Annotated in this window: 16 protein-coding genes; 7 read left to right on the plus strand and 9 right to left on the minus strand. The window is 40.7% G+C overall.

Features of this window, described 5'->3' with window-relative positions; all coding sequences use genetic code 11:
* Positions 1-172: 172 nt before the first annotated feature.
* From AACS90_RS08350 to AACS90_RS08360, 3 genes are all read right to left on the minus strand, one after another.
* Positions 173-1777 (minus strand): hypothetical protein, encoded by a 1605-nt coding sequence (locus AACS90_RS08350; protein WP_099120256.1) that lies wholly within the window; start codon positions 1775-1777, stop codon positions 173-175.
* 714 nt (positions 1778-2491) lie between these two features.
* Entirely contained in the window at positions 2492-6445 is a 3954-nt protein-coding gene (locus AACS90_RS08355) for an inverse autotransporter beta domain-containing protein (protein WP_099120257.1), read from the minus strand.
* A 260-nt stretch (positions 6446-6705) separates the two neighbouring features.
* Complete coding sequence (locus AACS90_RS08360) at positions 6706-9132, minus strand: inverse autotransporter beta domain-containing protein (protein ID WP_193757113.1); 2427 nt, start codon at positions 9130-9132, stop codon at positions 6706-6708.
* 338 nt (positions 9133-9470) lie between these two features.
* Here AACS90_RS08360 and murQ point away from each other — a divergent pair, with 338 nt between their 5' ends.
* Both murQ and murP read left to right on the plus strand, forming a co-directional pair.
* Positions 9471-10376 (plus strand): N-acetylmuramic acid 6-phosphate etherase, encoded by a 906-nt coding sequence (murQ, locus tag AACS90_RS08365; protein ID WP_099120259.1) that lies wholly within the window; start codon positions 9471-9473, stop codon positions 10374-10376.
* 44 nt (positions 10377-10420) lie between these two features.
* Entirely contained in the window at positions 10421-11869 is a 1449-nt protein-coding gene (murP, locus tag AACS90_RS08370; RefSeq protein ID WP_099120260.1) for a PTS N-acetylmuramic acid transporter subunit IIBC, read from the plus strand.
* Position 11870: 1 nt separating this feature from the next.
* On the opposite strand, the gene AACS90_RS08375 is transcribed toward murP, so the two are convergent.
* Positions 11871-12473, minus strand: coding sequence for a LysE family translocator (locus AACS90_RS08375; RefSeq protein WP_099120261.1), 603 nt, complete (start codon positions 12471-12473; stop codon positions 11871-11873).
* A gap of 139 nt (positions 12474-12612) precedes the next feature.
* On the opposite strand from AACS90_RS08375, the gene AACS90_RS08380 reads away from it, so the two are divergent.
* The 3 genes from AACS90_RS08380 to crp all read left to right on the plus strand — a co-directional run bounded on the left by AACS90_RS08380 (position 12613) and on the right by crp (position 14899).
* Complete coding sequence (locus tag AACS90_RS08380; protein ID WP_099120262.1) at positions 12613-12831, plus strand: YheU family protein; 219 nt, start codon at positions 12613-12615, stop codon at positions 12829-12831.
* Between the two features lie 159 nt (positions 12832-12990).
* Positions 12991-13860 carry a phosphoribulokinase gene (locus AACS90_RS08385; protein ID WP_099120263.1) on the plus strand — a complete coding sequence of 290 codons (870 nt, stop codon included), beginning with the start codon at positions 12991-12993 and terminating at the stop codon, positions 13858-13860.
* Positions 13861-14266: 406 nt separating this feature from the next.
* Positions 14267-14899, plus strand: a complete 633-nt coding sequence (crp, locus tag AACS90_RS08390) for a cAMP-activated global transcriptional regulator CRP (RefSeq protein ID WP_004240730.1) — start codon at positions 14267-14269, stop codon at positions 14897-14899.
* 201 nt (positions 14900-15100) lie between these two features.
* Here the strand turns inward: crp and AACS90_RS08395 are convergent, their stop codons facing one another.
* From AACS90_RS08395 to AACS90_RS08405, 3 genes are all read right to left on the minus strand, one after another.
* On the minus strand, positions 15101-15676 hold the full coding sequence (locus AACS90_RS08395) for an aminodeoxychorismate synthase component II (protein WP_099120264.1): 576 nt from the start codon (positions 15674-15676) through the stop codon (positions 15101-15103).
* A gap of 307 nt (positions 15677-15983) precedes the next feature.
* Positions 15984-16553 (minus strand): peptidylprolyl isomerase A, encoded by a 570-nt coding sequence (gene ppiA / locus AACS90_RS08400; RefSeq protein WP_099109229.1) that lies wholly within the window; start codon positions 16551-16553, stop codon positions 15984-15986.
* 238 nt (positions 16554-16791) lie between these two features.
* Positions 16792-17754, minus strand: coding sequence for an AEC family transporter (locus tag AACS90_RS08405; RefSeq protein ID WP_099120265.1), 963 nt, complete (start codon positions 17752-17754; stop codon positions 16792-16794).
* 125 nt (positions 17755-17879) lie between these two features.
* On the opposite strand from AACS90_RS08405, the gene AACS90_RS08410 reads away from it, so the two are divergent.
* Both AACS90_RS08410 and yihA read left to right on the plus strand, forming a co-directional pair.
* Positions 17880-18776, plus strand: coding sequence for a LysR family transcriptional regulator (locus AACS90_RS08410; protein WP_241538163.1), 897 nt, complete (start codon positions 17880-17882; stop codon positions 18774-18776).
* A 110-nt stretch (positions 18777-18886) separates the two neighbouring features.
* Positions 18887-19510, plus strand: coding sequence for a ribosome biogenesis GTP-binding protein YihA/YsxC (gene yihA / locus AACS90_RS08415; protein WP_099120266.1), 624 nt, complete (start codon positions 18887-18889; stop codon positions 19508-19510).
* Positions 19511-19617: 107 nt separating this feature from the next.
* On the opposite strand, the gene AACS90_RS23310 is transcribed toward yihA, so the two are convergent.
* Both AACS90_RS23310 and polA read right to left on the minus strand, forming a co-directional pair.
* Positions 19618-19665, minus strand: a complete 48-nt coding sequence (locus tag AACS90_RS23310; protein ID WP_438361642.1) for a hypothetical protein — start codon at positions 19663-19665, stop codon at positions 19618-19620.
* A gap of 280 nt (positions 19666-19945) precedes the next feature.
* On the minus strand, positions 19946-22783 hold the full coding sequence (gene polA / locus AACS90_RS08420; RefSeq protein WP_099120267.1) for a DNA polymerase I: 2838 nt from the start codon (positions 22781-22783) through the stop codon (positions 19946-19948).
* Between the last annotated feature and the right edge of the window lie 137 nt (positions 22784-22920).

A 22920-nucleotide genomic window follows, 5' to 3' on the forward strand; every position in this document is an offset into this window, starting at 1 on the left:
TTTAATATCTCAGAATTCATTCTCCTTCGCCTATGAAGCGAAAATAATAACTGAATGATGCGAAGTAAGTGATGCCATATCTGAATTTCCCTCTGTTGCTGCGGGAATGTTTATTTTTAAATAAATACAGCAATAAACCATTTAAAAATAAAACTAGTTTTCAATAATGATTTTATGATGAAATAGTCCCAATCGTTGATACCCAAACTTTGCCATATAAAAGTGAATTATTATCATTGCTATGATCCTGAATAGAATATTCAATCCTAATGGTTGCTGGTTGACCATTATTTTGATTAGAAATCTCAGCAAGATCTTCATAAGGAATATGAATTACAGCATAAACTTCATCTCCTTGTTTTGTTACTGCTACAGGAGGGTATGATTTAACTCCACTTGTAACTTTACTATCACTACCTGTATTAATATATGTAGTTAATGTCACACTACTTCCTACAGGAACCATATCTTTATTAAGAGTAGGATTTTCAGTTCCCAATATTTTAATATATAAACCAGAGCCGTCACTACCTGAAAACGCTCTTATATCAGCATAGGAAATAGGTGTATATTCCATTATTTCATCATCTTTTCCAACCCCATAACTTGGATAAACTTTACAAGGTTGATATGGCCGTTTAACATCATCTTTAGGCTCATATGGTACCCCACCTGCATAAGTTAATGGGAGATTCATAGAGGTTAATGTATCCCCTGATTTTCTGATAATAACGTAAGAAAAATTTACAAAAATTAAATATGGAAACATTTGATAAGGTAATTCAAACACATATTCTCCGGATTCAGGTTTTTCCGATGAGGAAATAGTACGAATATAACCAGTAAATTGTTTGTGTTTCCCAGCCTCCGCATAAAAAAATAATACAGCATCTCCTTCGCTTGGATGAACATATTGATTTATACTAACTATAAAATTTTCAGAGTTATTACCTTCTGCGTTTAAATATCCTGGGGGATTATATCCGCTAATTACTGGTAATTTTACAGGATTATCAGAAGAACCGGCATAAACAGAATATATAGTCTTAGAAAAACCTTCATACGGACCTGCAATAGAAAGTAAACTAACTCTGGCTGTTACTGCATTTTTTGCATGAACGTAAAAAACAACATCGCCATTATCACTCGAAGATACCATAATGCCAGTCATATTACTAAATGTTACAGGAGGAAGTAGAGCTTGATTATTAGAATCATATATATCAAACTGTTCCAGAGAGTGCGAATCTATTGATGTTATAAACACAGGTGTATTTTTTAAAGCTGTCCCAGACTTTTGGTCCCGTAAATTTGTGTTGACTTTAGTTTGACTATATTGTGTTGGAGTAGGATATGGCGCTTCCAAATATTGATTAACTACGTTAAGGTTTAATGTTCCTGAATTAAGATCTTTGGCTATACAGTTAAATGGTTGTACTTTAAATGTAGAGATATTAGAGCTAACTTCAAATGTAATCGGATCACCATAATTCAATCCTGATTTAACAGACATTAAAATATCCACCTCCCCCGCTTCTTTATTAGATTCATTTTCAATTATAGGAAAGTGATAATAATTATCTGTTGAAGGAGCATGTGAACTTAAAATATTAATATTAACTAAATCTTTCTTAATCCGAATCTCTCCTCCTGGAGGAAATGCCTCATTTCCCGGCATGGTTACTTTAACAGAAAATATAATATTCTGCCCTATTATTAAATCAGAATTAGGTTTTATTGAATACACTCCGTCGATTTCTTTTTTTCCTATAGACATTTTACACCTCAAAATTTAATTTAAAATTCGATTAGTTGTTATAAAAAATATTCTCTACTTATATCTTACGTTAAATATATAACCGATAAAATTAACTTGTAATTAAAGAAATTCATCTATTTAAATAGGAAAATTAAATTACACCCACAACATACTTCATCAAGATCGAATTGTATAATGATAAAAAGTTATCAGCTGATAAGAAGAATATATTTCAAAATTTAATATTACGAAAAATTACAATTTGGGTACATTATTTAAATGACAATATACACAATGAATTTCAAGATGCCTCGCGGCGGTAAGAGTGTCAGCCCTCGGGAGCATGGATAACTATGTAACCCAGGTGAGTGAGTTCAGACAACAAGGAGGTCACTTGAAAGACGGATTGAATAAATTATATTTCCCTACGTGTCGGGCAGAACGGGATTCCACCTTGATTAAAAATCAATCATTAGCCAACTATTGGTAGTTTCGTACATTCAATATGATTTTATTGATAGGTTTTCATATCTTTATCGTATGCTGATTGAACTAAAAAAGTGTCATTTTTGTTCTAAAAAACCATATTGAAAATATGTTATCTCGCCCTGATGTGTCGGGTAGGTTACTGGAATGACAAAGAACTTGTAACACTCTATCAACCTTTGCCAACGAAATATTCTCCAAACAGGCATGCTATACACGATTCTATAAATTGATGACATAATTTTATCAATTTTTACATACAAGGTAACCTCTTGCATGAGGGTCATCATCTATAGGGCTTTCCCCGGAAGCTAGATCATATGCTTTATATATTGTATAGGGCTTTCCAGGTGTATTGCTGGTCACTTTAATTTTAACTCGATTTGTCCCTAACTTCTTCCCATAACCAAATAATCCCCAATTATAAAGATTTACAAATTCATCCCTTACAGGTAATCCTTCCTTTGGCGTTGAGCCAACAAAATCCGTTATATTGTAAGAATGAAAAGTTCCTTCATTAGTAGCAATACTCTCACAGGAAAATTCACTATCAGCAGCATGATCCCCACTAGTAGCGGCGTAGATCAAATATCTTAAGGAATCTATTTTATATTCATACAAATCAATTGTCCCTTTTGTACTTTTTAGTGTCGCCTGTAATGTTACATTATCAGTACCCAAAAAGGTGATAGGTCCTTTATCATTATCACCTAGATTTATCACATAGCTGATTGGATTGGTACTATAAGTAAGCTCTTTTTTATCAAAATCTTGTTCTGGCTTCGAGTATGGTCTTAATTCAGCATGAATAGAACCAAATACATTATATGGCTGCGGTGAATCAAATAATTTACTGGCTAATATTTTATTTCCTGGACCTGGATTATAAACATACATTTTCGCTTGCTGAGAATACGGATTAAAATTAACCAAATATTTTCCATCTGTAGAATTAGTCTCTTTTTCTCCTTTTTGATTAGGAAGCGTCAAAGTCACTTTAATATCCTTATAAACTCCAACCTCGCTTTCTAATGTTGCATATAAATAGCCCTCACCATCCGTTGTAAATTTATCTTTATCCGGTTGAGGCTTGGGTAATTTATCATAATCTATCTGGGTTTGATCTCGTGTCCATTCCACCTTATCAAATGGGTAATTCCTAATTGGTTCTTTCTTAGAATCACCCTTCTTCACAATCAATGCTCTATATTTATATCTGTCTGGATTAGAAACAAATCCCTTGTTACCTATCAGTGGTTTTTTCTGATCAAAATCTTGCTCAGAACCATTTCTTTCAACTTTCCAAACTTCAACACTTGCGATTTCAAAATCTACAGGTGGATATTTGAATTTAATGGGATCAGTACACTGCTGATTGGGTTCAGGTACTCCAACCATGGTTAAACAAACCTTAGCAACCGTACTAGGAGGCGTATCTTTACTACTTATTAACCCTATTTTTAACTCACCACCAGATACCTCGCTGACTTCTTCTGGAGGTTCTAGGGATAAATGATCATTTTGAGGCTCAACACTCCATTTAAATTCGATTTTATCACCTGAATAATCCGTTTTTCCATCAGCCCCTTTCACTTTAGCTGTAATAGAATATGGTTTTTCACCCGGAGCAACAGAGCCATTAGGATTATCTAACGTCACACTCTTAATTATTGGCCACTTAAATTCTACAGGTGGTGCTTCCTCTGTATTTCCCCCCGTTGAGGCTGTAACAATCACATCTGACGCAACAACTTCGCTTGTAAGTTTTATTGTGGCTGTACCATCAGCACCTATTACTGTTTTAACAGATTCAACAGGAGGATTCGGACAGGTCCCATTTTCAGCAGGGTTCAGACAGACTCCGGGGATATTTTTTTTCAACTTCCAAGTTACCGTGCCTTTCTCAGGATCACCATCAGAATTAGTCACTTTTACTGTATATTCACAGGAATCAAACACTAATTCAGATTTATTGCAAACAGATTTAAAACTGATACCTTCCAAGCTGAAAGATACTGCCGGTTTTGCGTATACAGGATCTAGGCCTTCAATAGCCAGTGAAACCATGACGTCATCGGCTTTCACTGTACTGGTTAATTTGGCCTGTAATTTCCCGGTTTCATCTGTTTCTACATCGCCTTTTGGGGCATCCAAAGTCAGTCCTGTTACAGGATTTTTTATGTTCCATTCAACACCAGAGATTGTTGTTTTTTCCTGCAGTGGATTTTTTTCATTATCAACGATTTGTGCCGTATAAGTATAGAATTGCTTACCATCCGCCGTTATGGTTTTAGCGGGTGTGACGGTAATCTCTTTAATATGGTAGGGAAGGGGGGTAGTTTTGGCATCAAAAACCACTTTTCCCATAAATTTCCTAGGCTGACTATCCATCGCTACACAAACAGCAACTGCGCCAACGAATCCCGTGCTCATTAGTGTGACACGATCACGCTCTGCAATATGTCCATCATTCATTATATTTATTTGCTTGAATGAACTGTTGGGCTTGAATTTCAATTTATCTGTAATTTCTTTATTTTTACAGATATTATCGTCCAACGTTAATGATGCTGCTGAGGTCCCTATTGCTACCGCTGACGCTGATGCACCCACTGGTATCGCGAACCATTCAACATTATGGATGATTGCATTCTTAATCACGTTAGGATTGTTAGGGGTATCAGAAGTAATAATAGGATTAAAAGTATATCCTTGATCTCCTGAGGCCAATAGGGGGCCTGGAGGTGTGAAATTAGCGCCCTCTCCTTTTTTAATCTCAAAAGGTCTGACAATAACTTTCATTTGTTTAGGTTTTGTTTTTTGATCATTTTTTAATTCAGCAGATATATTGAGCGCATAACTATTATTTTTATTTTCACCCGATAAGTACTTAGGAAATTTAATATAAATTTCCCCAGAATTTAAATAGATATCCCCTCCATTCTTTATAAATTCCTCTTTTGCATTTCCCTTTTCAATATTAATCTGTTGAATAGCTGTATTTGCAGATAACTCTTTCGTAATGTCATGTATTTCACGGCTATAACCCACAATAATTCCCGGTACAGAAAGCTCAGACTTCGGCACCTCCCGATGTTCAAGCACTATATTATTATTCCTTTCCACCAAATCATAACGGCTGCCTGCCAGTGTTCGCATTGATGCAACGTTATCCGGTGATAACTGCGCACTCAGTGGCACACCAAATCTGAGATTAAAGTTTGTCAGAAATTGGGTTTCACTCTGTCCCCTCTCTCCTTGTTTATAATCCACGCCCATTGTTATCAATGGAATTGGTGTATACGTCACGCCCATTTTTGCCAGACTTGGATTTTTTTGCTTGGTCTTTCGGTTAAATAACGTCACGTTATCACCGAAGTATTGCTCATAAGAAAATTTACCTCCCAGATTAGGGTAGGCAGATAGGAAGAATTCTCCGTTAATATCGTAGCCATTGGCGGGTCGTTCGTGATGCTCCTCGAAATTCCGCGAGATTTGCCAGTCACTTAAGCGGTAATAACCGTTGGTGGAAAATTTAATATAATCTCCCCAAAGCTCTCCTCCTAACCCTACCCGTCTGTTTTTACCCGTAATGTCATAGTCATAAAAAGTATTCAGGCCATACATCCAGTTCTGAGAAAAATAACGCCCTCCCAAACCGAGGTTAACTGTGTTCCGGCTATCTTTGTTACGGTAACCTAATTGGGAAAAAAAGAACCATGCAGCTTGATTATCATAAATAGGCAATAGCAGATCTACTGAGTTATTTTCAAGCCTGCCTTTTCTGTCAAAACCAAAGTTAATTTTTGCTGTACCAGATTGGGAGAGCCATTTTTGAGCTTCGGAAGAGATAGTGCTGTTAACTTTACCCAAAGCATAAGATTTGGCTTGTTCTGCTAATTCTGAAGAGGATGATGACAGAATATTCCCTGCCATCTGAATATTTCGTCCAATAGCATCTGCATGTTCATATTCTGATGTATGACTTGTACTCCCTGTTTCATCTTTTTTATCGGCTTTTGAAGTTAAAAACTTCTTACTTGATTCGGTTACTTGGAGGTCTACATTATCTATCTTAGATGTGCTTGTTTTTTCATTAGTTACATATCCCTCAGCAAACACATTCATAATGGTAGAAGGGATAAGTAACATATAAACGATCGTGAAAAAAACAATAATTTTACCAATATATGATGGCATATATAAGCACCCAAGTAGATGTTATTATTAGTTACCGTTTTTTGATACTAAATTACTAGAGTAAGACAGTTTACCCAATTTATATATTAGGAAATATTTTATACTCCTCCAATAACTTTTGGTTATCGGTTGATAATGAAAATTTATTGTACTAATTTTAGTTTTTATCTGGCTTTTTATGAGCACTCAATCCATCATTAGAAAACAAAAAACACAGGTCTCAAAAGCACCTGTGTTCTTGTTACCAATAAATATATATCTTATAATTTACACAATAACTTACCCGTATGCTCAGGATTAGTATCTATTTTATCTTCTCCATTAATTCTATCTTCTATTCCATACTCATCGATTTTTGGCACAAAATAATATAAAATGAATTTTTGATCTCCATCATTAATTACTTTCATTTTATCATCATGAGGTAAAACTCCGAAACCGGTAAACATATAATATTCATTTTTTAGTGAAAAACTTCCTTTACCGGCAACATCTTCTTTAGTCATTGTTCTTGATTTACGTGATGCTGAATCAAGATTTTCACAAGTATGATTCAACTCCTTATTATATTTATCATCACCCAACTTTACATCACCATTATTCCCAACTTCCGGAACAAAAACATATCGCTGAGGGTTGAACTTATATTCATAAGAATATTTTGCTCCTGTATCGAATTCAGTAACAGTTGCGGTTACAGTTGCTTTTTTAGATGGACTAAATCCTTCAATAGGGAAAGTAATTTCTGGTCCTTGTGTCGTCATAACTATTTTTACAAGATCAGATGGGGATTTATATTCAACATAATCATTGTGTCTAGCAATAGGTTCGGGCATATCTTCTAAGCTAGAGACTTTTTTTGTAAAAATGATTTTTAAGCCTTTATAAACGTTATAAGGCTTATTCGGCCCTTCAACATACGTAAAATGTTGATTATCTGAAGTTAACATCAAGTCTGCAATTTGCGGCACCGCTTTAAAACTCACATCTCTTTGTGCATCAATTTTATGCACTTTTTTGTCATCAGTGGTAAGCGCCAATGAAACTCTGACTTTATCCACTCCGACATCACTTACCAATGAAGTAGTTAAATATCCGTTACTATCTGTCGTAATTTTAGAATCTTTAAGTTTCACATTATTCGGTATTTTTTGGCCTGGATGACTCTCTGTAATACTCCATGTGACATTATCAAAACTGTGGTTACGTAGCGGTTGTCCACTTTTGGAGTCAATAACTAAAATTTTGTAGGTATACGCATCATTACCATTTCCAAAGAGAGTATCTTCTGGTGGAGAGACCTCTAATTGACCTTTGAACGGCTTATCTTCAGGATCAAAAGGTTCAACTTCAATAGTCATTTTTGCGGTTTTAGATAGCTTCCCATTCTTTAATTCCACTGTTGCATAGATAGGGTAACTATTTACACCTTTATCGATATATTTTGGTAACTTAATATTGATCGGATTACCATTGCTCGGCAGCTCTCCCCCATTTTTACTGAAATCCCCTCCTGCACTCCATTTAACTGGTTTAGTTGCACTATTTGAAATTACATCAGCAGTTACTGATATATCACTACCACTTTTTCCATGCTTGATATTCGGTATGCTAATTTCCAGTCTTGGTTTTTCCCTATGATCCAACACAATGTTGTTATTCCTTTCCACCAAATCATAGCGGCTGCCTGCCAGCGTGCGCATTGATGCAACGCTATCCGGTGATAACTGAACACTCAGCGGGACACCAAATCTATAGTTTAAATTGGCCTGAAAGCGGGCATCACTGTGTTTGTTGCTGCCATGTCGGTAATCTATGCCCATCGTTATCAGAGGGATTGGTGTATAAGTTATGCCTACTTTGGCAAAGCCGGGGTTTTTCTGCTTGGTATCACGGTTGAACAGAGTCACGTTATCCCCGAAGTATTTTTCGTAACCCAGTTTACTGCCAATGTGCGGATAAGCAGGCAAGAAGAACTCGCCATTGATATCAAAACCATTGGCAGGACGCTCTTCCCAAAGTTTATCATCCCGTGACTGATGCCACTTGCTCAGACGAATATAGGTATTGGCTGATAATTTAAGGTAATCAGCCCATGCTTCTGCCCCTAATCCCAGCCGGTTATTTTTTCCCGTAATATCCTGATCAAAGAAAGTATTAAAACCATACATCCAGCCCGAAGTGAAATAACGGCTGCCAAAACCGAGGTTAACCGTATTTCGGCTGTCTTTATTGCGATAACCCAACTGAGAAAAAACCAGCCAGTCTATTTTGTTATCATAAAGTGGAAATAACAGATCTAATGAACTGTTATGCAGTTTACCTTTTCTGTCAAGAGATAAATTGACTCTGGCTGTACCAAATTGTGACAACCATTCTTGTACCTCACTATTTATTGCTCCGTTTACTCTTCCTAAAGCGTAGGATTTCGCCTGTTCTGTAAGTTGAGATGACGAGGATGATAATAAACCACCTATCATCTGAATATTTTGTGCAATTACGCCAGCTTTATCTTTTTCTGTTACATCCAAATTATTTTCATCGCTCGCACTCGGAAAAAGTGGTTTTACTGTTAGGTTTTGATGATCTTCACTCACTGAAAATGTATTCATCGAGACAAACGGTAATAAAAAAGAAAAAATTAATATTAAAAATCGCAGGGATTTATTAACAAAAATAAACTTCATAGTTACGTTCCTCAAGAGAATGCAAAATTTCATCTGCACATTCACATTAAATTATCAGTTGAAATAAAAGCTTTTTGCACAATCAACATAAAGTAGGAAACTTTTTTATTATTAAGTAATGAAAGATTTTTATCAGGCAATAACTAAAAGTAATCGCTTTTATTTATCAAAAGGTAATCAATTCTATTTATTTGAAAATATTTTTTTATTACGATTGATCATTCGAGAAAAGAAATAACCCGGAAAGTGAGCGCTATGATTATGAGGGCTATATTGTAGAATCAATGCAATAATCCATAATCGCTCTCACACCGTATAGTAGATAGTTGGAACAAACCATGAAAATCAATCTCAATAATCTGGTAACTGAAAGCCGCAATCCTGCCAGTGCTCATATTGATGAGTTATCGACACTGGATATGCTGCGTGTCATTAACGATGAAGATAAAAAAGTTGCTCTTGCTGTTGAGCAGACGTTACCTCAAATTGCTCTCGTCGTGGATAAAGTGGCAGAGGCTTTCCGTCGTGGCGGGAGATTGGTTTACTGCGGTGCAGGTACGTCGGGGCGATTAGGAATTTTGGATGCCAGTGAATGCCCGCCAACCTATGGCACCAGACCAGAACAGGTTGTCGGTTTAATCGCTGGCGGGCATAAGGCTATTCTGAAAGCGGTAGAAAATGCGGAAGATAACCGGCAACTGGGCATAGATGATCTTAAGGAACTACACTTTAGTGAAAAAGATGTACTGGTCGGAATTGCCGCCAGTGGCCGGACTCCCTATGTGTTAGGTGCGATGGAATATGCGGTATCAATAGGAGCAACTGTCGCCTGTATTAGTTGCAATCCTGACAGCCCGATGACCCGGCTGGCTGGTATCGCAATTACACCGGTTGTCGGGCCGGAAGTTGTCACCGGTTCTTCCCGTATGAAAGCAGGTACAGCGCAAAAGCTGGTACTGAATATGATTACAACTGGTGCCATGATCCGTACCGGCAAGGTATATAGTAATTTGATGGTGGATGTTGAAGCCACTAATGCTAAGTTAATCGAACGACAAAAAAATATTGTGATGGCAGCTACCGAATGTAACAGAGAAGTGGCAGAACAAGCCCTGAGTGCCTGTAACGGCCACTGCAAAACCGCAATTGTGATGATTCTATCGGGGATCAGTGCCGAAGAAGCCCGAATGTTATTAACAAAACATCAGGGGTTCATCCGGCCTGCGATTTCAACAGTCCGATAGTGATTACCTTTTCCCTATATAGGTATAGATGGTAAGGGTGCTAAATGGCTAAAATTAATCCGAATATGTTGCCTGAAATACTCAGCGCCATTGGCGGAGCAAGTAATGTCATACAGTGCGGTAATTGCATGACCCGCCTGAGGTTAACATTACGTGATGATTCAATCGTCGATAAAGCAAAACTAAAACTGATCCCCGGCGTTCTCGGTGTAGTCGAAAGTAATGAGCAGCTTCAGATTGTTCTTGGCCCAGGCAAAGCCCAGACAGCCGCAGAGATGATGAATGAGTTATTAAGTTCTGCCGGGCACCCGGCTCCGGAACACCATTCAGCAGATTTGAAAGATATTGCTTCTTCCAATAAAAAACACCTCAAGGAGAAGCAAACCAGCTCAATCCATAAGTTCCTTGCTAAATTTGCCACTATTTTTACACCACTGATTCCGGGTTTTATTGCTGTCGGGCTGTTACTGGGGATCGCCACTTTACTGGAACAAATTTTTATTCAGGGCGTTGCACAACCTAATGCTGTGCTGGTTGAAATGATCGGCTATATGAAGATTTTCAGTAAAGGGATGTTCACTTTCTTCAGCATTTTGATTGGCTATAATGCGCAGAAGGCATTCGGTGGTTCAGGTATTAATGGTGCGATTATCGCTGCTCTGTTTATCCTGGGTTATAACCCCGATGCCACTAGTGGCTTTTATTCCGGTATCAACAATTTCTTTGGCTTCGCTATCGACCCACGGGGAAATATTTTCGGGGTATTGATTGCCTGTATTCTGGGAGCCTGGGTTGAGAAGCAAATACGCAAAATTATACCGTCTGATCTGGATGTGATCCTGACTTCCGCCATCACGCTACTGATTATGGGTGCAGTGACTTTTATCGTGATTATGCCGATCGGGAGTTACCTGTTTATGGCAATGTCATGGCTTTTCACCAATCTGAATGGTAATCCGTTCGGGACGGCTGTTTTGGCCGGATTATTCCTGATAGCCGTGATGTTTGGTGTGCATCAGGGCTTTATACCGGTTTATTTTGCTCTGGTGGAAACACAGGGCTTTAACTCCTTGTTTCCGGTTCTGGCGATGGCAGGAGCCGGGCAGGTTGGTTCTGCTCTCGCGTTATATGCCAGAGCGAAAAAAGATTCATTGCTGCGTATTCAAATCAAAGGCGCCATTATTCCGGGTTTTCTGGGAATTGGTGAACCTTTAATCTATGGCGTGACTCTGCCCCGCATCAAGCCTTTTGTAACGGCCTGTTTTGGTGGTGCAATCGGCGGCTTCTTTATCGGGCTGATTGCCTGGCTAGGTGTACCTGTCGGCCTGAATACGGTCTTTGGCCCCTCCGGTATAGTCGCGGTGCCTTTGATGACATCCCTGACAGGAATATTCACGGGCATGGCGGTATATGGTGCGGGGCTGATTGTTGCGTATATCAGCGGCTTTGTGCTGACGTTCTTCTTTGGCAGCAAAAATATTGATTTAAGCTGATTCAGTTAATCCAGATCAATGGCACACAGGCTGCTGTCAAAAGCCCCATCACGATATTGAAAGTAAACCATGCTGTACGGCCTTTTAACAGGCGACCAATCATGACACCGAGATTCAGCCATACCAAGCCTGTAGCTATATTACTGAGTATCATCACTACGCTGATGACCCAAATAGAGTGGATATATAAATCTCCGGCTAAGCTGTAACTGCTGACAGATCCTAATCCCATCATCCATGCTTTGGGGTTCAGAAACTGTAATAACCAGCCCTGATAGCCTTTAAGAGGTGTTCCGAGGGATTGTGCATCCAACTGTTTATACTGTGCTGTTACGGTTTTCCAGGCCAGCCAGAGTAAGTACAAACTACCGAGCACTTTCAAACCTGTGTGTACAGCCGGATAGACCAACAATAACGCCGCAACACCAAACGCAGATAATAGCAGGATGGTCTGCATTCCAATTACCATTCCCAGAAAAAGTATTAACGAGCGGCGGAATCCAAAATTGGCACCCGATGTTGTCATTAACATATTATTCGGGCCGGGTGTAATCGCGGAGATAAACATAAATGTACTGAGTGAGAATAGCAGGCTGGCGGTCATGAGTTGCGTTATCCCTTAATGATTGTCATTTTCTTTCAAGGAAAATAGCAGTATGTTATTTAGCGCACAAGGTTAGTTATACCCGTTTTCGAAGTGTGTAATTCAACTTGGAAGATGCAGGGTATATATGGAGAACAAAATGATTATCCCGTGGAAACAAATAGAACCTGATACTTTACGTAACTTAATCGAGAGTTTTGTCTTACGGGAAGGCACTGATTATGGTGAATCGGAAAAAACACTGGAGCAAAAAGTACAGGATGTAAAACGCCAGCTTGAACGGAACGAAGTCATTCTGGTCTGGTCTGAATTGCACGAAACTGTCAATATCATGCCTAAGGAGCAGTTTCGTCCGTAAGCTGATTCTTTTTATACCCTTTTCGGCTCAATAGCATTTCATTCAATTTTTGTATGTTCTATTGGCATTGTTTTATTGGTACTGCTTTATTGGCTCAAAATTGCTGGTTACGAGAAAGATCATCCCAACTGTTTTTTTACTGATAAGGAGTCTGTTCTTATGTCTGCCAAACACCCTGTCATTGCCATAACCGGTTCCAGTGGAGCCGGAACGACAACCACCAGTGTGGCATTCCGCAAGATTTTCCAACAACTGGGTATTACCGCTGCTCTTATCGAAGGGGATAGCTTTCACCGTTATACCCGTCCCGAAATGGACGCAGAAATACGTAAAGCAAAAGAACAAGGGCGGCATATCAGCTATTTCGGCCCAGAAGCGAATGATTTCCAGATGCTGGAAAAAGCATTTTCTGATTATGGCGAAACAGGCGCAGGACGCTGGCGGAAGTACCTACATACGTATGATGAAGCGGTTCCCTACAATCAGGTTCCGGGCACGTTTACCCCGTGGGAGCCACTACCATCAAATACCGATATGCTATTTTATGAAGGTTTACACGGTGGTGTTGTCACTCCACAGCATAATGTCGCCAGCTGCGTGGATCTGCTGATTGGTGTTGTTCCCATCGTTAACCTTGAGTGGATACAGAAGCTCATTCGTGATACCAGCGAACGCGGACATTCAAGGGAAGCTGTGATGGATTCTGTGGTACGTTCAATGGACGATTATATCCGCTATATTACGCCCCAGTTTTCCCGCACTCATATCAATTTCCAGCGTGTTCCTACTGTCGATACCTCCAACCCATTCTCTGCCAAAGCAATTCCCTCCTTAGACGAAAGCTTTATCGTTATTCGTTTCCGCGGTCTGAGCCAAATCGATTTTCCTTATTTACTGGCAATGCTTCAGGGTTCGTTTATTTCCAGTATAAATACTATCGTTGTTCCGGGTGGTAAAATGGGGCTGGCAATGGAGTTAATTATGGCGCCGTTAGTTCAGCAATTACTTGAAGGCAAAAAAATATCCTGAATATTGCCCGCTATTTATTTATCGATAATGCAGGTAACAAAAAATAATGTTACCTGTGATAAAACATCAATTATTCACTCATTTATAAATGAAAATGTAGTAAATCAGGCTTTTCAAATAGAATTCTGGCTATTTGTTAACTGGTTTTATATGCTGAAGCGATACAGGAGGAGACATAATCCTTTTCCTGTGTTACAAACAGTGCTACACGTGAAACGGGCAAGTTTTATGGGCTCGGAGCAATGCATCGACATGCTGCTACCCTGAGATTCCCATATAAAATTCCTGCTTGTCAGTTTTTCAGCAAGTTAATATGTTAATCTATTGACTTTATAAAGCCAGCCTGATGAGAAACGATCCGTTTCTCTGACCATAAAGGCGGAAATAACAACAGAGGATAAAGCGAATGGTTCTCGGCAAGCCACAAACAGACCCTACTCTTGAATGGTTTTTGTCACACTGCCATATTCACAAATATCCATCCAAGAGCACGCTTATTCATCAAGGTGAGAAGGCAGAAACGCTTTACTATATTGTTAAAGGTTCAGTTGCTGTTCTAATAAAAGATGAAGAAGGTAAAGAAATGATCCTCTCTTATTTAAATCAGGGGGATTTTATTGGTGAACTTGGATTGTTTGAAGAAGGGCAAGAGCGTACAGCATGGGTGCGAGCTAAAAGCGCCTGCGAAGTGGCTGAAATTTCCTATAAGAAATTTCGCCAGTTAATTCAGGTTAATCCTGATATTTTAATGCGTTTATCTGCTCAAATGGCAAGCCGCTTACAAACAACGTCAGAAAAAGTAGGAAACCTTGCATTTTTGGATGTTACAGGCCGTATTGCCCAAACATTGCTGAATCTGGCTAAACAGCCTGATGCAATGACTCATCCTGATGGTATGCAAATCAAAATTACACGTCAGGAAATCGGGCAGATTGTCGGTTGCTCCCGTGAAACAGTCGGTCGCATTCTGAAAATGCTGGAAGATCAAAACCTGATCTCTGCGCACGGCAAAACTATTGTCGTTTACGGAACACGTTAGTTCCTGAAATCGCGCTTGAATTAGGCCAGTGCATACCATCGCGCACTGGCTTTTTGTTTTTCATCACTCAGCTCCCTTCATTCCCCTGCTAAGAAATGAAACCCGCAGACGCATAAATGAATTAGGCGCCATAACCTGATTATGGGTATTACACAAAAGCTGATGTGAAAAATAGCCGAAAGAGGAATTAAATAGTTTTCGCTAGTATTTCAGAAAATTATTCAGTAAGTCATGCCCCTGTTCACTCAGAATGCTTTCCGGATGAAACTGCACGCCTTCTAGAGGTAAAGTACGGTGACGTATTCCCATTATTTCATCCACATTACCATCATGCTGGCTCCATGCCGTGACTTCAAAAGAAGCCGGTAATGTTTCTGCCGCAACAACTAAAGAGTGGTAGCGGGTTACTGTCAGCGGTCGGTTCAGTCCTTTGAATACACCCTGCTGATTATGGTGAATTAAGCTGGTTTTACCATGCATCACTTCACGAGCTTTAACAACACTCGCACCAAAGGCTTGTCCAATCGCCTGATGCCCGAGACACACGCCCAGAATCGGCAATTTCCCGGCAAAATGAGAGATAACCTCCAGTGAGATCCCGGCGTCATCCGGCGTACAGGGACCCGGAGAGATCACCAAATGGGTCGGTGCCAGCTCTTCGATATCTTCAAGCTGTAGCTCATCATTACGTTTAACTAAAACACGCGTCCCTAACTCACAAAAGTATTGATATAAATTGAATGTAAAAGAGTCGTAGTTATCTATTATTAATAGCATAGGATCACATCCTACTGATTTTTATAGTTTTATATATTGCTTTGCCCTATTGGACACTGTGCGTTATGTATTACGGTAAAATCAGGTAAATCAACGTCAACGATAGCAGGACACTCATCATACCACATAAGCTACTTTAAAATAGGGTCGGGGACCAGAGGAGTGAACCATGATTGTAGAAGTGATGAAAAAGAATTGAGGGAGAGACGGTATTTTTAAAGGTCTGACACTTCGGAAAAGTGTAATAACAGGCAAATACCGCCGATGTTCTAATTTACAGGTAAAAAACGCTGTTTTCTCATCAGGGTTACTGAGAAACCACCTTAGCAGAGAGGATCATTATTGGTTTAACCGGAACATTCTGATAAGGACCAACATTTTCTGTTTTGACCTGAGAAATCTTGTCAACCACATCCATCCCTTTTACGACTTTACCAAAAACAGCATAACCAAAATCACGCTGACCATGGTCAAGGAAGGCATTATCCGCCACATTGATAAAAAACTGGCTGGTTGCACTATCTTTATCTGCGGTACGTGCCATTGCTATCGTGCCACGCAGGTTACGCAACCCATTATCAGCTTCATTTTTGATAGGGGCTTTGGTTGCTTTCTGCTTCATATCTTTTGTAAAGCCGCCGCCCTGAACCATAAAGCCGGGGATGACACGATGGAAAATAGTGTTGTTATAAAACCCCTCATCCACATACTCAATGAAGTTCTTTGTGGTGATTGGTGCTTTATCGCCATTCAGCTCAAGCTCTATTTCACCCGCTGATGTCACCAGCTTTACATAAGTTTCGGCAGCCAGTGCTGGGGCAGCCATCACGCTAATAGCACATGCCGTTATAAGCGGCACAAAAATACGTTTAAACATTGATGGTTCCTTTATTCTCGAGGTCAATAACAAAACTCATAAAATCAGTAAAACGCATTAAGTGTAATTCCCCACCAAGCAAAGTGGCAAAGATTTACTCATTTTTACGAGTAATAATGCGCTTTACTGAATAATATCATCCAGATAAATATTATCTTCTCATATTTCGGATAGTGTTTATTTTCCGAATAACACCTGCCTTGATATGTATTCATACAAATTAGGCTAAAAAGCGTTGTTAGACCGAAATAAATTGTAATATAAGCGGAATGGTAATCAATGCGACCAGAAGTGAAATGATGATAGAGAGCGACATGACTTCCTGCCTGAAATTATATGCTCTGGCGAAAATATAAACACCGGCGCCGATAGGTTGTGCAGCCATAACAATAGCAACAATAAACCAAATATTATTGAGTTGCTGCATACCAAATAAGTAATAAGCACAAATAAAAGTCACCCACGGTTGTATTCCTAATTTCAGTAATAACATCGGGGCCACCAATTTTAGTGCATCTCTATTAACGTGCTCTTTTAAGTTAAAGCGGGACAACCCTAACCCCAATGCAAATAATGCCGTTGGCCCTGCTGCATTTGCCAGAAAGTGGGTAAATGACTGTAGAAATTCCGGCAGTGGGAGCCTAAACACCACAAAGATTAATCCTGCAATAACTGAAACAGTTAGTGGGTTAGTAAAGGTTGTTTTTAATGCTTTCGCTATACTGTAGAAAAAAGAAATTCTGCCATTAGCGCTGTGCCGCGTGGTAGTCATATCATAGCTAATGATAACCGCTATGATGGCAGGTATATTGTGTAAAATCGTCGCGATTGCCGCCGGAAGGGCTGCGGGTTCCCCATAAATGGAGAGCAATATTGGGATACCCATATATCCCGTTGTGCCATAACAGGCTCCCATACTTAAAATTGAAGACTGAGGAAAACCAACCCCCATAAACTTTGCGATGACAGTTCCCATAGCATAGACAATGCAGATCCCGGCTAAACTGGCTCCGATAAATCCCCACTGTTCTAACTCATTGATATCTGAACGCGCAATAGAAAGAAATAATAAGGCTGGCAGCGCGATGTAGAGAACATAATCATTAATTAATTTATCGGAATTACCGCTATCAGGGCGCAGACGACCAAAACAGTATCCAATCAGTATGATGAGAAATATAGGAATAACGATCATAAACATTGAATCACTCCTATGCAGGTCAAAGTTCTTTTTTGCCAATATTGCGATAACGATTTAATTTTGTTAAATAAATAATTCCTTTCTTATCATTGAATTTATCAATGATGGCAATGCAGAGGTGCCCTATGGAGCAGAATATGCGTGCTGATCGTCTGGATGGCCGACAAGTCACATTTGAACAATTACGAGCATTCGTCTTCGTCGCCAAACACGGCGGATTTACCCGTGCAGGAGAAGAATTAGGAAGAACTCAATCTACACTTAGCCTGAGTATTAAACGACTTGAAGAAGATATTGGCTGCCGTTTAATTAATCGACGACAAGGGCAGATTATTGGTTTAACTAATGAAGGAAAACAACTCTTACCCGTAGCAAAAGATATTTTATTTCGCATGACACAAGCCCTGCACTCAGTAAAGTCATTTCAGCTAAGAGGCAGGATCGCTCTCGGTGTGCCGGATGATTTCAACATAAAAAACCTACACCAGGCTATCTCATGGTGTCTAGAAAAAAATCCGGGGTTAAAGATAGAAATTACGGCAGCGCCCTCTCCGATACTCTCGGCTATGACTGAAAAACAACAATTGGATGTGGTTATTCTTAAAAGTGTGGAAGGAAAACCCGTCAATACTGAGACTGAAACACTTCTTCAAATTGAGCCATTACACTGGGTTGCCTCAAAAGATTTATATTTCAATGAACTACAGGAAATACCATTAGTGACTTTTTCTGAAGGATGCGTCATCAGAGCGTGCGCTATTAAGGCACTGGAAGATATGAATAAGCCTTATTTTTTGGCATATGTCAGTGCCTCATTTAGTAATATCAGCAGTGCAATACAACATGGTTTGGGAATCGGGTTATTACCGGGCAGTGCCATAACTGATGATTTATGCGTTTTATCTTCTAAGCATGCTGTCCCCGGCGTTCCGGCAATTCAGCTCGCTCTTAAAATTGTCACTCACGGTGAACTGTACACACTTTTTGCTGAATATCTGCGCCGTTCACTGGCAGAATCTTGATCTCTGCTTAGCAGCAATAAGGGCAGTAAAAAGTTAACCTGTCCACAAGCCGCTGCTCTCGCTATAATCACCGCGCTGTTTTTCGTGTATTCCGCAGGGAGATAACCATTTTGACCATCAAAAACTATAACTATCACATGACCCACTTTGTCACGAGTGCGCCAGACATCCGCCACCTGCCTCCGGAGACGGGCATTGAAGTCGCGTTTGCTGGTCGGTCAAATGCAGGTAAATCCAGTGCCCTGAATGCACTGACCCGGCAAAAGGGCCTCGCCCGTACCAGTAAAACACCCGGACGTACCCAGCTGATTAACCTGTTTCAGGTAGAAGAAGGCATACGCCTTGTTGACCTGCCGGGTTATGGCTATGCACAGGTGCCAGAGGAGATGAAACTCAAATGGCAGAAAGCACTGGGTGAATATCTTCAGAAACGTGAGTGTCTGCAAGGTCTGGTTGTGTTGATGGATATCCGTCATCCGCTGAAAGATCTGGATATGCAGATGATCGAATGGGCCGTTGTGATGCAGGTTCCTGTCATGGTTCTGCTGACCAAAGCCGATAAACTGGCATCAGGCGCACGTAAAAGTCAGTTGAATAAGGTACGTCAGGAGCTGGCATTTTTGGAAGGTAACATTCAGATTGAGTATTTCTCTGCTCTGAAAAAAATCGGTATCGATAAACTTGAACAAAAACTTGATACTTGGTTCAGCCAGCCTGCTATTGAGGTGGAGTAATTTCCACCTTTTTATCTCCCTGCCTCGGAAAGAACCGTCAATCACGCCCTCTTCCCCGGAAATAAAAAAACGCCCCAGCCAAAAGAGATGGCTGGGGCAGCTAATATTCAGCTAAATCCGATTACGTGAAGTAAAAGGTCTGAAAGATAGAACATCTTACCTCTGTACCCTACGCCGACAACTTTACCTTATTTTTTTTATCAGCAAAAGATTTTTTTGTAATTAATTTTCATAAAATACCTCGATTCAGCCCAAATTATGTGATCAAACACCGAGATTACACCATTTTTTTTGTAGTTTAATTACATATTTGTGAGATCTAGATCTAATCTAAAAATGAACCAAAATTCTTATACCATGCCTCTTCACGGCATAACTGAGAGATTTTTGGCTCATTAAATAGACGTCATTTATATAAAAATTATTCAAGAAAAATCAGTGAGCCTGATCCCAGTTATCCCCCGTTCCTACATCTACTTTCAGAGGGACATCGAGCTGCATGCTTTTCTCCATAAGCTCTCTGATTTTCTGTTCCGCGTCAGCCAGCTCTGACTCATGCACTTCAAACACCAATTCATCGTGAACCTGCATGATCATACGTACTTTTGGCTGTTCACGGACGATCCAGTCATCGACTGCAATCATGGCCAGCTTGATAATATCCGCCGCAGTTCCCTGCATTGGAGCATTGATAGCTTCGCGTTCAGAGGCTTTACGGCGCATGCCATTACGTGATTTGATATCCGGCAGGTACAGGCGACGCCCTTCCAGCGTTTCAACAAACCCATGCTCAGCGGCCTGCTGACGGGTACGTTCCATATATTCCAGAACACCCGGATAACGCTCAAAATAAAGATCCATATAACGCTGGGCTTCTCCACGCGGAATACCCAACTGACGGGACAAACCAAACGCACTCATGCCATAGATCAAGCCAAAGTTAATCGCTTTAGCACTGCGGCGTTGCTCACTCGTCACCTGTTCCAGAGGAAGTCCAAAAACTTCTGCGGCAGTTGCGCGGTGAATGTCTTTACCCTGCGCAAAAGCCTCCAGCAAGCCTTTGTCCTGCGATAAATGCGCCATAATCCGCAACTCAATCTGCGAATAGTCCGCTGCCAGAATGCGATAACCTTCTGGTGCAATAAATGCCTGACGGATACGTCGCCCTTCTTCATTACGGACAGGTATATTTTGCAGGTTAGGATCACGGGAAGAAAGACGCCCGGTCGCAGTTACAGCCTGATGATAAGAAGTGTGAACTCTCTGTGTCACTGGGCTGACCATCTGTGGCAGTTTGTCAGTATAAGTCGATTTCAGTTTTGCCAGACCGCGATGTTCCAGAATAACCCTTGGCAGCTCATGATGTTCTGCCAGCTCTTCCAGCACTTCTTCATTGGTCGATGGCGCACCGTTCGGTGTTTTTTTCACAACAGGCAGGCTCATTTTTTCAAACAGAATAACCTGTAATTGCTTAGGTGAAGCCAGATTAAATTCTTCTCCAGCCAGCTCATAAGCCGATTTTTCCAGTTCGAGTAAACGTGCCGTAATTTCTTTTGAATGCTCTGCCAGCGTGTTGGCATCAATCAGAACACCCGTTCTTTCCATGCGGGAAAGCACCGGAACCAGCGGCATTTCGATATTCTGGAAAACCTTTTTCAGTGTCGGAACAGAATCAACCTGTGGGTACATAGCCTGATGCAGACGTAGGGTAATATCGGCATCTTCCGCAGCATATTTAGCCGCCTCTTCCAGAGCGATCTGGTTGAAAGTAAGCTGTTTTTTACCCTTTCCGGCAATTTCTTCAAAAGTAGTGGTTTTATAGCCTAAATGACGCTCTGCAAGGCTATCCATATCATGCCGCCCTGCAACACTGTTCAGCACATATGATTCCAGCATCGTATCAAAAACAATACCATTCAGCGCCACGCCATAACGTTCGAGTACGCCTCGATCAAATTTCAGGTTCTGACCAATTTTAGGCAGGCTCGCATCTTCCAGCAGCGGTTTCAGTGCTTCAAGCACCTCATTCCGATCCAGCTGTTGTGGGGCATCCAGATAATCATGCCCCAGCGGCAGATATGCAGCCTCAACATCAGGTTCTCCTTCTGCCAGTTTTCCCACATCACCTACCTGACTGACAACGGCAAAAGACATACCCACCAGATTAGCGGTTAACGTATCCAGCCCGTCGGTTTCTGTATCGAAAGAGAATGCCGGAGCCTGTTTCAGTTTTTCAATCCATTCATCAAGGGATTTCCGATCAAGGATAGTCTGGTAGCTTTCCGGAGAAATACTGACAGCAGCGGGTTTTCCGGGCGCTGAAGATGTCGGTGCAGCGCCTGTCGCTGACTTTTGCCCGCCTTTTTCCGCTGAACGACCTTCCAGCCAACCGCCGTCTTGTACATCCTTCAGCCAGCGTTTGAATTCGTAACGGCTGAATTGTGCCAGTAATTCCTCGTTATCAGGGGCAGCAACCGCCAGATCCAGACAATTTTTATCCAGATCAACATCAGTTTTAATGGTTGCCAGCAGGTAAGAGAGATAAGCCACCTCTTTATGCTGCTCCATTTTGCCGCCCAGTGTTTTTGCACCACGGAAGCTAAGTGTTGAAATTTCATCCAGTCTGGCATAGATATCATTCAGCCCGCCAAGCCCCTGTAATAACCCTAGAGCCGTTTTCTCGCCGACACCCGGTACACCCGGAATATTATCGGAAGAGTCTCCCATCAGTGCGAGGAAATCGATAATAAGTTCCGGAGGAATACCATACTTTTCAGTGACCTCTTCCGGCCCTAGAATCGTGTTGGTCATGGTATTTATCAGGGTGATATTCGGCGTAACCAGTTGAGCCATATCTTTATCACCCGTACTGATCAGGACAGAGCGGCCTTCTTTTTCTGCCTGTAGTGCCAGTGTACCAATAACATCATCCGCTTCAACGCCCGGCACAACCAGAACGGGTAAGCCCATCGCCCTGACCATGTTATGCAAAGGCTCAATCTGATCACGCAAATCATCCGGCATCGGCGGGCGATGGGATTTATATTCAGCGAATAATTCATCACGAAATGTTTTGCCTTTGGCATCAAACACAACTGCAACATGGCTGGGCCGATACTGCATGATTAAACTGCGCAGCATATTCAGTACACCATACATGGCGCCTGTCGGTTCGCCCGCACTGTTTGTCAGAGGAGGGAAAGCATGGTATGCGCGATAAAGGTATGAAGAACCATCAACCAAAATCAGGGGATTATCTGCTATCTGTACCATAAAATTGTCTTCGTCGTTCTGGAGTATGAATAAATAATAGGATGCCACACTGTGCTGTCATAGACGAATGTTGCGATCATTTTCTCGTTCTGATACCCGCTCTTTGATAAGTTTTCTGATAAATGAGTTGTGGATAA

Source organism: Xenorhabdus sp. KK7.4 (assembly GCF_963876465.1).
Lineage (GTDB): Bacteria > Pseudomonadota > Gammaproteobacteria > Enterobacterales > Enterobacteriaceae > Xenorhabdus > Xenorhabdus stockiae.